Origin of the sequence: Mesorhizobium sp. M0983, from assembly GCF_040318975.1 — a bacterium.
In the GTDB taxonomy this organism is placed as follows: Bacteria; Pseudomonadota; Alphaproteobacteria; order Rhizobiales; family Rhizobiaceae; genus Mesorhizobium.
The window spans coordinates 296,811-309,446 of record NZ_JAMYNH010000004.1; the positions used below are offsets into that span (position 1 = coordinate 296,811).

Genomic DNA, 12,636 nt, shown 5'->3' on the forward strand with positions numbered 1-12,636 from the left:
GTAGTGATTGATACATAAATATCTGCCAGCCTTGCTGAACCGCGTCAACTGAATTATGTATCGATCAACACAGAAAGCGCACCATGCCGGAACGAGGCCGCCCCCGCACCTTCGATCGAACCGCCGCCTTGCGGCGGGCAATGGAGGTGTTTTGGGCCAAGGGTTATGAGGGCGCGTCGATAAGCGACCTGACCGCTGCAGTGGGGATCAACTCACCCAGCCTCTACGCAGCCTTTGGCAGCAAGGAAGCGCTGTTCCTCGAGGCGACCGAGCTTTACACGCAGGTGGAAGGCACCGAGATCTGGTCTGCGCTGGAAAAGGCGCCGACCGCTCGCCAGGCGGTCGAGCGGTTCCTGCGGCAGACGGCCAGGGCCTATTCGCAGACCGGCCGTCCACAAGGCTGCCTTATCGCGCTCGGCGCATTGCACCAGGACTCGAGCCGCGGCGCCATCTGCGATGATCTGCGCCGTCGCCGTGCCGAAAACCGCGAAGCCTTGCTGAGACGCCTCGAGCGTGGCGTGGCCGAGGGGGAGTTGCCGGCCGATTTCGACTGCGGTACGGCCGCGACCTTCTATGCGACCGTACAGCACGGCATGTCGATCCAGGCGCGCGACGGCGCGTCGCGCTCGGCTCTTCTGGAGACGGTGGCCGGAGCAATGGCGGCTTGGATAGCGATGGCCAGCACCGGGGCGGCGTGACGGTCGAACCCGGCAGACAAGAACAGACATTCAGGTCACTGCAGAGACGGCTCCAGCCTGCCGGCAACGAAACCAACGGCACGCTCCACCACACCCTTGTCCGCGAGAATGCGGCGGTGGCCGAGCCCGTCGGCCCAGTACAGCCGCACATGGTCGCCGGCACGCGCGTAGAGCCTTGCATGATCGGCGGACACTTCGCGGTCGTCCGGCGCGTGGATCACCAGCGTCGGCAGCGGCGTGCTTGCCAGTTGGCGGTCACCGGTGAATTCGTGCAGCGGCCGGCCGGCGATGCGCTCGACCCGGTCGGCCATGGCGACCTGCGAGCGCGAGCCGACATTCAGCATGCGGCTGAAGTCGGCAAAGATCGCAGGAAGCGAGCTCGGCGCAGCGATTAGCACCAGCCGCCCGGCCGTCAACGGCGGGATATTTCTGATTGAACCGGCGACGGCATTGGCGGCGACGGCACCACCAAAGGAATGGCCGGCGATGGCGGCAAATGGGCCGAACCATTCGCCGGCAACCCGTGCTGCATCGACCGCACTGACAAGGGTCAGCCGGCGGCCCTGCGACTGGCCGTGGCCCGGCAAATCGAGCGAGACCACCTTGTAGCCGGCATCGCGATAGGCTTCGATCAATGTGCGCATGTATTCGGTACGCGAACGCCAGCCATGGATGACGAGCACGGTGCCTGCAGCCGCCCTGCCCGGCTCGGGCCGGAATTCATGCACCATGACGCAGCCGGTTCTGGTCTTTAGCCGGTGATGGCGCGCTTCGGTCATGAAATCGGCGGCGCGATCGATTGCGCGGCGCTCACCATGGCTCAAGCTCTTTTCGTGCGGCGTGCGGCAGAACAGCTCGAATGCAGCGCGCCCGGTGAGTCGCGGCGCCACATGCTCGGCCACGCCGAACGTGCCGCGGATGACCTTCAGTCCAAATGATGCCATAGTGGCGATCCATCCATTGGTTCAAGCATGAACATAATAGTTCAAACATGAACATTAAGCAAGACCTGCCCTGGGACAACCCGCGTTTTCGCAACTGGGTTGCGGTGGCGCGCGCCTGCCACGTGGTGGAACGCACCTTGGCGGTGAAGCTGGCGCCGCTCGACCTGAAGCCGGCGCAGCTCGACGTGCTGATGAACCTCTACCGCCATCCCGGCATGTCGCAGCACGACCTCGCTCGCCGCCTGCTGGTCGGCCGCTCCAACATCACCATGCTTTTGCCGCAGCTGGAGACCCGCGACCTGCTGCGCCGCGAGAGCGACGAGAAGGACAAGCGCGTGCTGCGGCTGACGTTGACTGAGGCAGGCGAGGCACTGCTTATGCAGGCGCTGAAGGTCCACATGACGCTGATCGAAAAGGCGATGAGCCAGTCGACGCCGGAACAATGCGACATGATCGGCGAACAGATGCGCAAGGTTGCCGAGGTGTTGAAGACCGCCTGACGGCCCAGTGCCTCACCACCAAATTCCCTCACCACCAAATTTCTTCACCACATGGATTTTTTCGCGCGCTCCGGCCATTCCCTGTCGTAGACCTCGCCGTCGATGTTCTTGCGGCTGGTGATCTCCAGGATCTGTCCGGGGGTCGGCAGCGATCTTGGGTCGACATGCCTTGCCGGATTCCACAGATCCGACCGGTGGATGGCGCGGGCGCACTGGAAATAGACCGCATCGACCTCGACGACCGTCACCGAGCGCGCCGGCTTGCCCTCGACTGCGAACGAGGCGCAGAGCGCGGGATCGGTGGTGATGTGGGCGCGTCCATTGACGCGCAGCGTCGTGCCGGAACCCGGCACCAGGAACAGAAGCGCGACGCGCGGATCGCGAAGGATGTTCCTTAGCGAATCGGCACGGTTGTTACCGCGCCGGTCCGGCATCATCAGCGTTTTCGGATCGTGGATGCGGACGAAGCCGGCGAGATCGCCGCGCGGCGAGCAGTCCAGCCCTTCAGGCCCGCAGGTTGCGAGCGCAGCAAACGGCGAAGCTTCGATGAAAGCAGCGTATTCAGGAATCAGCTGGTCGAGTTCCTTGACCACCGACGCCTCGCCGGGCAGGCCATAGAGCGCTTCGAGCTGTTCGACGCTGGTGATCATGGACATGTTTTCGTCTCCAACCTTTGCCGGCGCTACTCCAGACGCATGACATTTTCACGACACGATGCCCGTTTGTCCGTCATCAGGAAACGGGTGTCGAGGGACCGCGAACAAGCGCAAACCGCTTTCGTGCTGACAGAAACGGAGGCCAAAATGGAGAAACCGCTCGGCCGGCGACGCACCGCCATGGAACTTATTGAAAACATGTTCAATGTTGAAATGCGTTTCCTGCAATCAGGCTCGGAGAGCCTCGATATGCTTGCCAGCGCATTTCATGTCGAGATTGTCGTGCATGAGCCTCGCTCCCTGCCCTATGCCGGTGGCTGGAACGGCCTCGACGGCGTTGGCGCCCTTTTCCGCAAGATGCGGGAAATCTGGAGCGACGTGGCGGTGGAGGACCTCCAGGTCGCCCAAAACGATGACATGGTGTTCATGAGCTGCACGCTTTCGCTGACATCGCGAGCCAATGGTGCAACCATCAAGCAGCCGTTTGCCGAAGTCTTGCGCTTCAAGGATGACCGGCTGATCGAAGGCACGCCGTTTTATCACGACACCAGCGAAATACTGGCGATGCTGCGTTGACCGGAGCGTCCCGCGAAATCAGTCAGCGGTCGCGGCTCAGCCCCTTCTCTTCCAGCTCGGCGAGATAGGCGGCCCAGCGTGCATCCTTCTCATGACCCAGCGTATGCAGGTAATTCCAGGTGAAGATGCCGGTGTCGTGGAAATCGTCGAAGGTGATGCGCACGGCATAGTTGCCGACCGGCTCGATCTTAAGGATCGCTACATGGCGCTTGCCGGGAACGGTGACGCGCTGTTCGGGCGAATGGCCCTGCACCTCGGCCGACGGCGAGGCAACACGCAGCAGCTCGGCTGGCAATTCGAACGGCTGATGGCCCGGAAAGGTGACGGAAAGCAGCTTGCGGTCCTTCGAGACCCTGAGTTCCTTTGGCGCTGTCATGCTGGTCGATCCTGCGGAAGACAGCCTTCCCTACGCCGCTTCGCGTTGAGGGAAAAGGCCGTTTCAGAACTTCCGACATGATCTGTCGGCGTCGGGATGTTACCGAAGATCGCGAGCTTCTATCTTGAATGGCCAGTTGGCGCGTATCACATAGCCATATATAACGAAGCCGTTCACGGCCACGGGAAGCGCATAGCATGGATATGATCGATCCTTTCGGTCGCACGATCACCTACCTGCGCGTGTCGGTCACCGACCGCTGCGATTTCCGCTGCACCTATTGCATGGCCGAGGACATGACGTTCCTGCCCAAGAAGGACCTGCTGTCGCTGGAAGAGCTCGACCGGCTTTGCACGGTCTTCATCGAAAAGGGCGTGCGCAAGCTCCGCCTCACCGGCGGTGAGCCGCTGGTGCGCAAGAACATCATGCATCTGGTGCGCCAGCTTTCGCGGCATCTCGAGAGCGGTGCGCTGGAAGAGCTGACGCTGACCACCAACGGATCGCAGCTTTCACGCTTTGCCGCCGAGCTCGCCGACTGCGGCGTCAAACGCATCAACGTCTCGCTCGACACCCTCGATGCCGACAAATTCCGCCAGATCACCCGCTGGGGCAATCTGGATAAGGTCATGGACGGCATCGACGCGGCGCAGGCGGCGGGGCTGAAGGTAAAACTCAATGCGGTGGCCTTGAAGGACTTCAATGATGCCGAATTGCCGGAAATGCTGCGCTGGGCGCATGGCCGCGGCATGGATCTGACGGTCATCGAAACAATGCCGATGGGCGAGATCGACGCCGACCGCACCGACCAGTATTTGCCGCTGTCGCTGCTGCGCGCAGCACTCGAGCGCCAGTTCACGCTGAGCGATATTCCCTATAAGACCGGTGGCCCGGCCCGCTATGTCCACGTCGCCGAGACCGGCGGGCGGCTCGGCTTCATCACACCGATGACGCATAATTTCTGCGAAAGCTGCAACCGGGTCCGGCTGACCTGTACCGGCACGCTTTACATGTGCCTCGGCCAGGAAGATGCAGCCGACCTGCGCGCGCCGCTGCGTGCGTCCGAAGGCAACGAGCTGGTCGCCGACGCCATCGACGAAGCAATCGGCCGCAAGCCGAAAGGCCATGACTTCATCATCGATCGCCGCACCAACCGTCCATCGGTGTCGCGGCATATGAGCGTCACCGGCGGCTGATTTTTCACCGATTTCGTGCAAGAATAATCGCCTTGGCATCGGCTTCGAGGCAAGGCATGCAGCGGCTTTTTGCAATCCCGACGTTTTTCGGAGTGATGGCGGGGACCATGGCAGTTGCCGCGCCATTCACCTATACGAACGAGCGCTTCGGTACCGTCTGCACTTTTCCGGATGAGATCTTCACTCTTCGCCAGCCTGAGCCGGACAATGGCGATGGACAACAATGGCTCACTGCCGATGGCGCCAGCCTGATCTGTTCAGGCATCCTCAACATCGATGATGAAACTCCGACAGCCTTCGTCTCCGCCGAGAGGGCCAGCAAGGAACTTGGCTACAAGATTACCTACAGTAAAACCGGCAAGGACTGGGCGGTGCTGTCGGGCATCAGAACATCTTCTACGAACGCCGCCTGTTCGGAAAAGACGGTGTCATCCGTACGGTCTGGATCGACTATCCGCCAACCTTGAAATCGAAATACGACCCGCTCGTCGGTGCCATCGCCGGCAGCCTCAGGGGACCGTGAGCATCCGGCGACGTCAGAACGTATTCGCAGCCCGTTGTTTTTGCTAACGAGTCACGGCTGGCGCGTGTAGTCATACCGCACGGCGAGCCATTTCTTGCCGCTGCCATTGGCCTGGAGGAAATGCTGCTCGGCCACTTCGTGATTGTCGCCGTCCCTGGAAATGACGAAATCGGAGGCAGTGAACCGCCCTTCGACCTCGGGCCCGAAGCCGACGAAACCAAGCGGCTCGAACAGCAGCGAAATCTTGCCGTCCTCCTCGCCACCAAAACTCCAGGCGGGCATGATCCCTGCCGGGAAACGGGTGTCCATGGAGACATACTTCCAGCGGCCCTCCACCCGGTCATAGCTCAAATAGGCTATCCGCTGGAAGTCTGGGATTTTCGACCCGGGCGCCGGGCGCATCACCTCCTGCATGAAGGGGCCGATCATCGTGCGCTCGGCCAGCAGCCCGGTCATCACGATCGGCTGGGCGCCGGGCGTTGGCCAGATCGTGTTGACGACGGACCATTTCCCGACGCGGCGAGCGAGCTCATCCGCTTCGTGACCCGGCGTGGACATCCGTTCGACTGCCGACGTCGAAGCGCCGTTCTCTGCGAACGCAGGCGCTGTCGCCATGAGGATAACCGCCAGTGCAGAAGAGAACCGGAAAGCCGACGAAACGTGCCACCTGCTGCCTGTGCCAAGCCTGTCCGCATTGCTCGTGCATTGATTGTGGACCACCTCCCCAGACAAGATCAGATGCCTACAATGACCAATTTGATGAATCTTGCCGAGCAAATTTGATCTCGTCGAAAAATTTTCCTCGAGCCGCAGTGTGATCGATTTGCCCTCCGAACCCATCCTTTAGAACGGCACCTTTTCGGGATCACACCCAGAAAAGGTCTTGTCCGCAAACGGTCACCGGATTTACCGCAAGCCCATTCGGGCCTAGCCTCTGCTCTGGAGCGGTTCTTCGCCCAGTGGGGGAATATAACATGCGCAAACTCATTCTTTCTCTTGCATTGCTCAACCTCGCGGCCCTGCCCGCGGCGGCCCAGTCGATCGGCGGCACCTATGCCGTGGCCGGCACCAACTTCGATGGATCGTCCTATGGTGGCGACGCGACCATCACGCTGACCAGCGAGACGACCTGCACGATCCATTGGGAGACAGGCGGCTCGTCCTCGGACGGTATCTGCATGCGCAACGACGATGCTTTCTCCGCCGGCTATGTCATGGGCAAGGCGGTTGGCCTTGTCGTCTACAAGGTGCAGGAAGACGGCTCGCTGCATGGCCTGTGGACGATTGCCGGCAAGGAAGGCAACGGCACCGAGGTGCTGACGCCCAAATAAGCCCTGCCGCTCTTGCGAGGTAGATGTCACGGGCCACAGAAAGGCTGTGGCCCAGCCCTTTGACGTTGCTGTTTTGCGGGTGCCTGCTAGACGCTTGCTGCAGGACTCACCCGGTAATCGCCTTGCCTCTTTCGCCAAATCTGCGCGGCGCGTTGTTCATGATGGTGGCCATGATTGGTTTCACCCTCAACGACGCAATCACCAAATTCTCGTCGGAATCGATGAACATGGCACAGGTCATGCTGATCCGCGGCGCCTTCGCTTCGCTGTTCGTAGGCCTGCTTGCGTGGCAACGCGGCGCGCTTGCCCGGCCCGGCTCGATGCTGCAGCCGACCGTAGCGTTGCGCGTCGTCAGCGAGGCCGGTGCTACCGTGTCGTTCCTGGTTGCTCTGGCGCATCTTCCGATCGCCAACGTCTCCGCCGTGCTGCAGGCCGTGCCGCTGGCAGTGACAATGGGTGCCGCACTTGTGTTCAATGAGGGCGTCGGCTGGCGGCGCTGGCTGGCCATTGCCGTCGGTTTTGCCGGCGTGCTGATCATCGTGCGGCCGGGCTTCGAAGGGTTCAGCGTGTTTTCTCTGCTGGCACTGGCCAGCGTGGCATGCTGCGCGGTGCGCGACCTCGCCACCAAGCGGATTCCGCAGGCAATTCCGACATTGCTGGTGTCGACCGCCACCGCTCTTGCCATGACCGTTCTGGGCGCAGCATTGCTTTTGCCGATGGGCGGTTGGACGCCCATGACGGGAAAAAGCACGGCGTTCCTGGCGCTGGCGGCGGTGCTTGTGCTCATCGGCTACCAGTTCATCATCACGGCGATGCGGGTGGGCGATATCTCCTTCATCGCGCCGTTCCGCTACACCGCGCTGCTCTGGTCGATCCTGCTTGGCTTCACAGTCTTCGGCGATATCCCCGATCTGCCGATGATCCTCGGTGCCACGATCATCATCGCCTCAGGCCTCTATGCACTCTACCGCGAACGGATCGTCGGCCGGCGAAAGACAGCCGCCGAAAGCGCTGGACCGGACATGGCGCCGGACGGCATATAGGCGCGACCGTCGACGACCGTCTAATTTGAAAACTTGATTTTGGTCATTGGGGGTCTGGGCAGCAAACGATGGGCCGAGATATCGCAGGGATCATTCTGGCCGGCGGCCGGTCGAGCCGGATGGGCGGCGGCGACAAGACGCTGCTTGCGCTTGGCGATGCGACCCTGCTCGACCGGGTCGTTTCGCGCCTTGGCCCGCAGGTCGGCCCGCTGGCGCTCAACGCCAATGGCGATCCGGCACGGTTTGCCGCGACGGGGCTTCCCGTGCTTGCCGACACCGTCAAGGGTTATGCCGGGCCGCTTGCCGGGATCCTGACCGGCCTCGAATGGGCTTCCGACACCACTTGCCAGGCGCTGGTCACGGCTGCAGGCGATACGCCTTTCCTGCCCAAGGATATGGTCGAGCGGCTGCTCGCGGCAGCCTATGCACGCCCGGGCTCGATCGCCGTTGCCTGTTCCGGCGGCAAACGGCATCCGACGTTTGCGCTCTGGCCGCTGGGGCTCGACCAGGCCTTGCGCCAATTTCTCGTCGAGGAAGACAACCGGCGCGTTTCGGCGTTCATCGACCGGCACGGTTTTGTCGAAGTGGATTTTCCCATCCTGAAATCCAGAGGGGCCGAGATCGATCCCTTCTTCAACATCAACACTCCCGACGACCTTGCCCGGGCCGCGCATCTGTTGCAGAGCATCGAGCCATGAACAGACGTATCTTCGGCATCACTGGCTGGAAGAACTCCGGCAAGACGACATTGACCGAAAAGCTGGTAGCCGAACTCGTCCGGCGCAGCTGGAAAGTGTCGACTGTAAAACACGCCCATCATGATTTCGACATCGACAAACCTGGAGCGGATAGCTTTCGCCACCGCCAGGCGGGAGCGATGGAGGTGGCGATCGTGTCGGGCAGGCGCTGGGCGCTGATGCACGAATTGCGTGGCGAGGACGAGCCGACGCTGGAGGCGATCCTGTCACGGCTGGCACCCTCCGACATCGTGCTGGTCGAGGGCTACAAGCGCGAGGCGCACAAGAAAATCGAGACGCGACGGCTCGAGGCCAAGGACCGGACACCGCTCTCGGCAGGCGATCCACACATTATCGCCGTCGCCTCCGACTTTCCCATTGTCGGCGAAGACTTGCCGGTCTTCGATCTCGACGACACGAATTCGATAGCCGACTTCATCGAACGCGCCACCGGCCTGACGCGCTGAGATTGCGGCCGCGGGGAGCCTCCCGCCACTTTCTCTCCATTTAGGCGTTTGACCCAGCGTCACCGTTTTCTGAACATGACCTTCCCTCAAGCGGCGGTTTTGCAGTTGCTTTTTCTTGGGAAAGAATGGGAGTATCGCGCCAGCGGGCGGTCAAAAGCACCGCCCACAGAGCCGTTCGGGAACGACGGCCGGGACCAACAGAGAGGACCATTATGCGTATTGCACTGCGTATCGCGCTCGCCGCATCGGCTGCGCTGCTGACGCTTGGCGTTGCCCAGGCCCAGGAAAAAACCTTGAGGATCGGCACCGAAGGAGCGTATCCGCCATTCAACAACCTCACCGCCGACGGCCAGCTCGTGGGCTTCGATATCGATATCGCCAAGGCACTGTGCGACGAGATGAAGGTGAAGTGCACTTTTGTCGCGCAGGACTGGGACGGCATCATTCCAGCCCTTCAGGCAGGCAAGTTCGACGCCATTGTCGCGTCTATGTCGATCACCCCGGAACGCGCCGAGAAGGTCGACTTCACCCACAAATATTACAATACGCCGCCGGCAATCGCCGCGCCTAAGGACACTGATATCAAGGGTGTCACCAAGGAAGATCTGGCCGGCAAGACGATCGGCGTGCAGGCATCCACCACCCATTTCAACTATTCGACCAAGACTTACACCGACAGCACCGTCAAGCCGTATCCGACCGCGCAGGAATACCAGCTCGATCTGGCCAATGGCCGGCTCGATGCCGCCAATGACGACATCGTCGTGCTGCAGCAATGGCTGGATTCGCCGGACGGCGCCTGCTGCAAGCTGGTCGGCACAATCAAGCCCGTCATCGAAATCCACGGTCCGGGCGCCGGCATTGCCGTGCGCAAAGGCGAGACCGACCTGGTCAACCAGTTCAATGCGGCGATCGACGCGATCCGCGCAAACGGAAAGTACAAGGAAATCAACGACAAATACTTCAAATATGACGTTTACGGCGGCGAGTCCTGATCGACCGACATAGGACAACGTGAACGGCGGGAGATTCCCGCCGTTCTTATAAGGATGCCGCGCACGAGGGGTGATGCGGTACGGGTCTCAACGAGCCTTAAGGAGAACAGGCAGGCGGATGCAGAGCGCACTGACGCTTCTCAGTTGGGGACCCGAAGGCTGGCTCGACGACATCGCCGCGGGTGTGTTTGTCACAGTATGTCTTGCGCTGGCCACGCTGCCCTTCGGGCTGACGCTCGGCTTTTTCGTGGCGCTGGCCAAACAGTCGGAAGAGCCGTCGCTGAGACTGGCCGGGAACATCTACACCACGATCTTTCGCGGAATACCCGAGCTGCTCACGCTGTTTCTGATCTTCTTCGGCATCCCATTAATCCTGCAATACATTGTCCGGCTGGTGAGCCCCGGGACATCGGCCGACGTCAACAGCTTCGTCGCCGGGATGATCGCGCTGTGCTTCATCTTCTCCTCTTATTCCAGCGAGGTGTTTTTATCCGCCTTCCGCGCGATTCCAAAAGGGCAATATGAGGGAGGCTATTCGGTTGGCCTGTCCAGCGGCCAGACGATGCGGCTGATCGTACTGCCGCAGTTAATCCGCATCGCATTGCCCGGACTTGCCAATCTTTGGCTGATCCTGCTCAAGGACACCGCGCTCGTCTCGGCCGTCGGCCTCAACGAGATCCTCCGGCAGAGCGGGGTTGCCGCTCGCGTCACCAAGCACGCCTTCCTGTTTTACGGTTTTGCCGGCCTGATCTATCTCCTGCTAGCGATCGTCTCCTCCTTCGGCATCAATGCGATCGAACGAGCGGTTGGCGGCAGCGAGGTCAAGAGATGAGCCTGGCCACCGACACGCTGAAGGTTGACCGGCCGCCGCCGCCCGCACGCGGCTGGTCGCGCCAACGCATCCTCGGCCATGTCCTGGTCGGCCTGTGGATCGCTCTCGGCATTGGCGTGGTCGTCTACCTGGTCACTGCGTGGAACCCGGAGTTCTTCCAGAAATATGCACCCGGCTACATATCCGGCCTTGGCATCACCCTGCTGCTGGTTGCCATCTCGATTGTGCTTGGTGCGATCCTGTCGGTGCCGATCGCCTATGCACGTATGTCGAACAATCCGATCCTTTCGGGGTTCGCCTATGCCTATGTCTATTTCTTTCGCGGCACGCCGCTGTTGGCGCAGAACTTCCTGGTCTACTACGGGGTCGGCTCCTTCCGACCGGAGCTCGAGATGGTCGGCCTGTGGGGCTTCTTCCGCGAAGCGTTCAACTGCGCGATCTTCGCCTTTTCGCTGAATACGGCCGCCTACCAGGCCGAGATTTTGCGTGGCGCGATCGAGAGCGTGCCAAGGGGCCAATGGGAAGGTGCCGCCTCGCTCGGCCTGCACAAACTGCAGACGATGTGGAAAATCATCCTGCCGCAGGCGCTGATTGTGGCGCTGCGCCCTTATGGCAACGAGATCATCCTGATGATCAAGGGCTCGGCAATCGTCGCCATCATCACGGTCTACGATTTGATGGGCATCACCCGGCTCACTTATGCGCGCACCTTCGACTTTCAGTCGTATATCTGGGCGGCGATCATCTATCTGGTCATCGTCGAAACATTGCGCCACGGCGTCGAGTGGATCGAACGGCGTATCACCATCCATCTGCACCGCTGACTCCCATCCCCTTGCCTGATCCGATAAGAAGGCCGCAAAGCAGGTTTCTAAGGGATTCGAAAACATGGCTTCGGTGGCATTTCTCGGTCTTGGCGTCATGGGTTATCCGATGGCCGGGCATCTCAAGAACAAGGGCGGTCACGACGTCACTGTCTACAACCGCACCAGGGCCAAGGCCGAGCAGTGGGTTGCCCAGCATGGCGGCAGCTTCGCCGTGACGCCGGCAGAGGCGGCCGAGGGCAAGGACTTCGTTTTTTCCTGCGTCGGCAATGACGACGATCTGCGCTCGGTGACGACCGGCGCCGGAGGCGCCTTCAATTCAGTGAAGAAGGGCGCCATCTTCGTCGACAACACCACGGCATCGGCCGAGGTCGCGCGCGAACTGGCGCAGCAGGCGCAAGCGCTCGGGTTTTCGTCCCTCGACGCTCCGGTCTCCGGCGGTCAGGCAGGCGCTGAGAACGGCGTGCTGACCGTGATGGTCGGCGGCGAGCCAGACGCCTTCGACAGGGCCAAGCCGGTCATAGATGCTTATGCCCGCATGGTCGGGTTGATGGGACCGGCAGGGGCTGGCCAGCTCACCAAGATGATCAACCAGATCTGCATTGCCGGCCTCGTTCAGGGACTGGCCGAAGGTATCCATTTCGGCAAGCAGGCCGGGCTCGACATCGAAAAGGTGATCGAGGTGATTTCCAAGGGCGCGGCCGGTTCCTGGCAGATGGAGAACCGCCACAAGACGATGAATGCCGGCAAATATGATTTCGGCTTCGCCGTCGACTGGATGCGCAAGGATCTTGGCATCTGCCTCGCCGAGGCCGATCGCAACGGCGCCAAACTGCCGGTGACGGCACTTGTCGACCAGTTTTACAAGGACGTGCAGGCGATGGGCGGCAAGCGCTGGGACACGTCCTCGCTGCTGGCGCGGCTGGAGAAATAGGATTTCA

Annotated in this window: 17 protein-coding genes; 13 read left to right on the plus strand and 4 right to left on the minus strand. The window is 61.4% G+C overall.

Annotated elements, in window-relative coordinates:
• The first annotated feature begins 83 nt into the window (after window positions 1–83).
• Window positions 84–698, plus strand: coding sequence for a TetR/AcrR family transcriptional regulator (locus NKH71_RS10625; RefSeq protein ID WP_352894860.1), 615 nt, complete (start codon window positions 84–86; stop codon window positions 696–698).
• A gap of 35 nt (window positions 699–733) precedes the next feature.
• Here NKH71_RS10625 and NKH71_RS10630 read toward each other — a convergent pair whose 3' ends face one another.
• Window positions 734–1,642: an alpha/beta hydrolase gene (locus NKH71_RS10630; RefSeq protein WP_352494643.1), complete on the minus strand. Its 909-nt coding sequence runs from the start codon at window positions 1,640–1,642 to the stop codon at window positions 734–736.
• A 47-nt stretch (window positions 1,643–1,689) separates the two neighbouring features.
• Between NKH71_RS10630 and NKH71_RS10635 the strand changes: the two genes are divergently transcribed.
• A complete protein-coding gene (locus NKH71_RS10635; RefSeq protein ID WP_352790025.1) occupies window positions 1,690–2,142 on the plus strand; it encodes a MarR family winged helix-turn-helix transcriptional regulator in 453 nt (150 codons plus the stop codon).
• 44 nt (window positions 2,143–2,186) lie between these two features.
• Here the strand turns inward: NKH71_RS10635 and NKH71_RS10640 are convergent, their stop codons facing one another.
• On the minus strand, window positions 2,187–2,798 hold the full coding sequence (locus NKH71_RS10640) for a pyridoxamine 5'-phosphate oxidase family protein (protein WP_352640841.1): 612 nt from the start codon (window positions 2,796–2,798) through the stop codon (window positions 2,187–2,189).
• A 147-nt stretch (window positions 2,799–2,945) separates the two neighbouring features.
• Here NKH71_RS10640 and NKH71_RS10645 point away from each other — a divergent pair, with 147 nt between their 5' ends.
• Window positions 2,946–3,374, plus strand: coding sequence for a nuclear transport factor 2 family protein (locus NKH71_RS10645; RefSeq protein WP_352894862.1), 429 nt, complete (start codon window positions 2,946–2,948; stop codon window positions 3,372–3,374).
• 22 nt (window positions 3,375–3,396) lie between these two features.
• Here the strand turns inward: NKH71_RS10645 and NKH71_RS10650 are convergent, their stop codons facing one another.
• On the minus strand, window positions 3,397–3,750 hold the full coding sequence (locus NKH71_RS10650) for a gamma-butyrobetaine hydroxylase family protein (protein WP_352894863.1): 354 nt from the start codon (window positions 3,748–3,750) through the stop codon (window positions 3,397–3,399).
• Between the two features lie 197 nt (window positions 3,751–3,947).
• Between NKH71_RS10650 and moaA the strand changes: the two genes are divergently transcribed.
• Together moaA and NKH71_RS10660 are read left to right on the plus strand one after the other, a co-directional pair.
• Window positions 3,948–4,943 (plus strand): GTP 3',8-cyclase MoaA, encoded by a 996-nt coding sequence (gene moaA / locus NKH71_RS10655; RefSeq protein ID WP_352482597.1) that lies wholly within the window; start codon window positions 3,948–3,950, stop codon window positions 4,941–4,943.
• Between the two features lie 56 nt (window positions 4,944–4,999).
• The gene (locus tag NKH71_RS10660) at window positions 5,000–5,410 is read left to right on the plus strand and encodes a hypothetical protein (RefSeq protein WP_352894865.1); all 411 of its coding nucleotides are present in this window, start codon (window positions 5,000–5,002) and stop codon (window positions 5,408–5,410) included.
• Between the two features lie 107 nt (window positions 5,411–5,517).
• On the opposite strand, the gene NKH71_RS10665 is transcribed toward NKH71_RS10660, so the two are convergent.
• The gene (locus NKH71_RS10665) at window positions 5,518–6,306 is read right to left on the minus strand and encodes a hypothetical protein (protein WP_352894867.1); all 789 of its coding nucleotides are present in this window, start codon (window positions 6,304–6,306) and stop codon (window positions 5,518–5,520) included.
• A gap of 134 nt (window positions 6,307–6,440) precedes the next feature.
• Here NKH71_RS10665 and NKH71_RS10670 point away from each other — a divergent pair, with 134 nt between their 5' ends.
• The 8 genes from NKH71_RS10670 (at window position 6,441) to NKH71_RS10705 (ending at window position 12,629) form a co-directional block, all read left to right on the plus strand.
• Complete coding sequence (locus NKH71_RS10670) at window positions 6,441–6,797, plus strand: hypothetical protein (protein ID WP_292653577.1); 357 nt, start codon at window positions 6,441–6,443, stop codon at window positions 6,795–6,797.
• 122 nt (window positions 6,798–6,919) lie between these two features.
• Window positions 6,920–7,840, plus strand: a complete 921-nt coding sequence (locus NKH71_RS10675) for a DMT family transporter (protein WP_352894869.1) — start codon at window positions 6,920–6,922, stop codon at window positions 7,838–7,840.
• Window positions 7,841–7,908: 68 nt separating this feature from the next.
• Complete coding sequence (gene mobA, locus NKH71_RS10680) at window positions 7,909–8,538, plus strand: molybdenum cofactor guanylyltransferase MobA (protein ID WP_352894871.1); 630 nt, start codon at window positions 7,909–7,911, stop codon at window positions 8,536–8,538.
• On the plus strand, window positions 8,535–9,044 hold the full coding sequence (gene mobB / locus NKH71_RS10685) for a molybdopterin-guanine dinucleotide biosynthesis protein B (protein ID WP_023717636.1): 510 nt from the start codon (window positions 8,535–8,537) through the stop codon (window positions 9,042–9,044). Before mobA ends, mobB begins: the two co-directional genes overlap by 4 nt.
• A gap of 212 nt (window positions 9,045–9,256) precedes the next feature.
• Window positions 9,257–10,039: an ABC transporter substrate-binding protein gene (locus tag NKH71_RS10690; RefSeq protein ID WP_023717637.1), complete on the plus strand. Its 783-nt coding sequence runs from the start codon at window positions 9,257–9,259 to the stop codon at window positions 10,037–10,039.
• Window positions 10,040–10,157: 118 nt separating this feature from the next.
• The gene (locus NKH71_RS10695; protein ID WP_023675013.1) at window positions 10,158–10,871 is read left to right on the plus strand and encodes an ABC transporter permease; all 714 of its coding nucleotides are present in this window, start codon (window positions 10,158–10,160) and stop codon (window positions 10,869–10,871) included.
• Window positions 10,868–11,695, plus strand: coding sequence for an ABC transporter permease (locus NKH71_RS10700; protein ID WP_352790033.1), 828 nt, complete (start codon window positions 10,868–10,870; stop codon window positions 11,693–11,695). Before NKH71_RS10695 ends, NKH71_RS10700 begins: the two co-directional genes overlap by 4 nt.
• Window positions 11,696–11,759: 64 nt before the next feature.
• The gene (locus NKH71_RS10705) at window positions 11,760–12,629 is read left to right on the plus strand and encodes an NAD(P)-dependent oxidoreductase (protein WP_023717640.1); all 870 of its coding nucleotides are present in this window, start codon (window positions 11,760–11,762) and stop codon (window positions 12,627–12,629) included.
• Window positions 12,630–12,636: the final 7 nt, after the last annotated feature.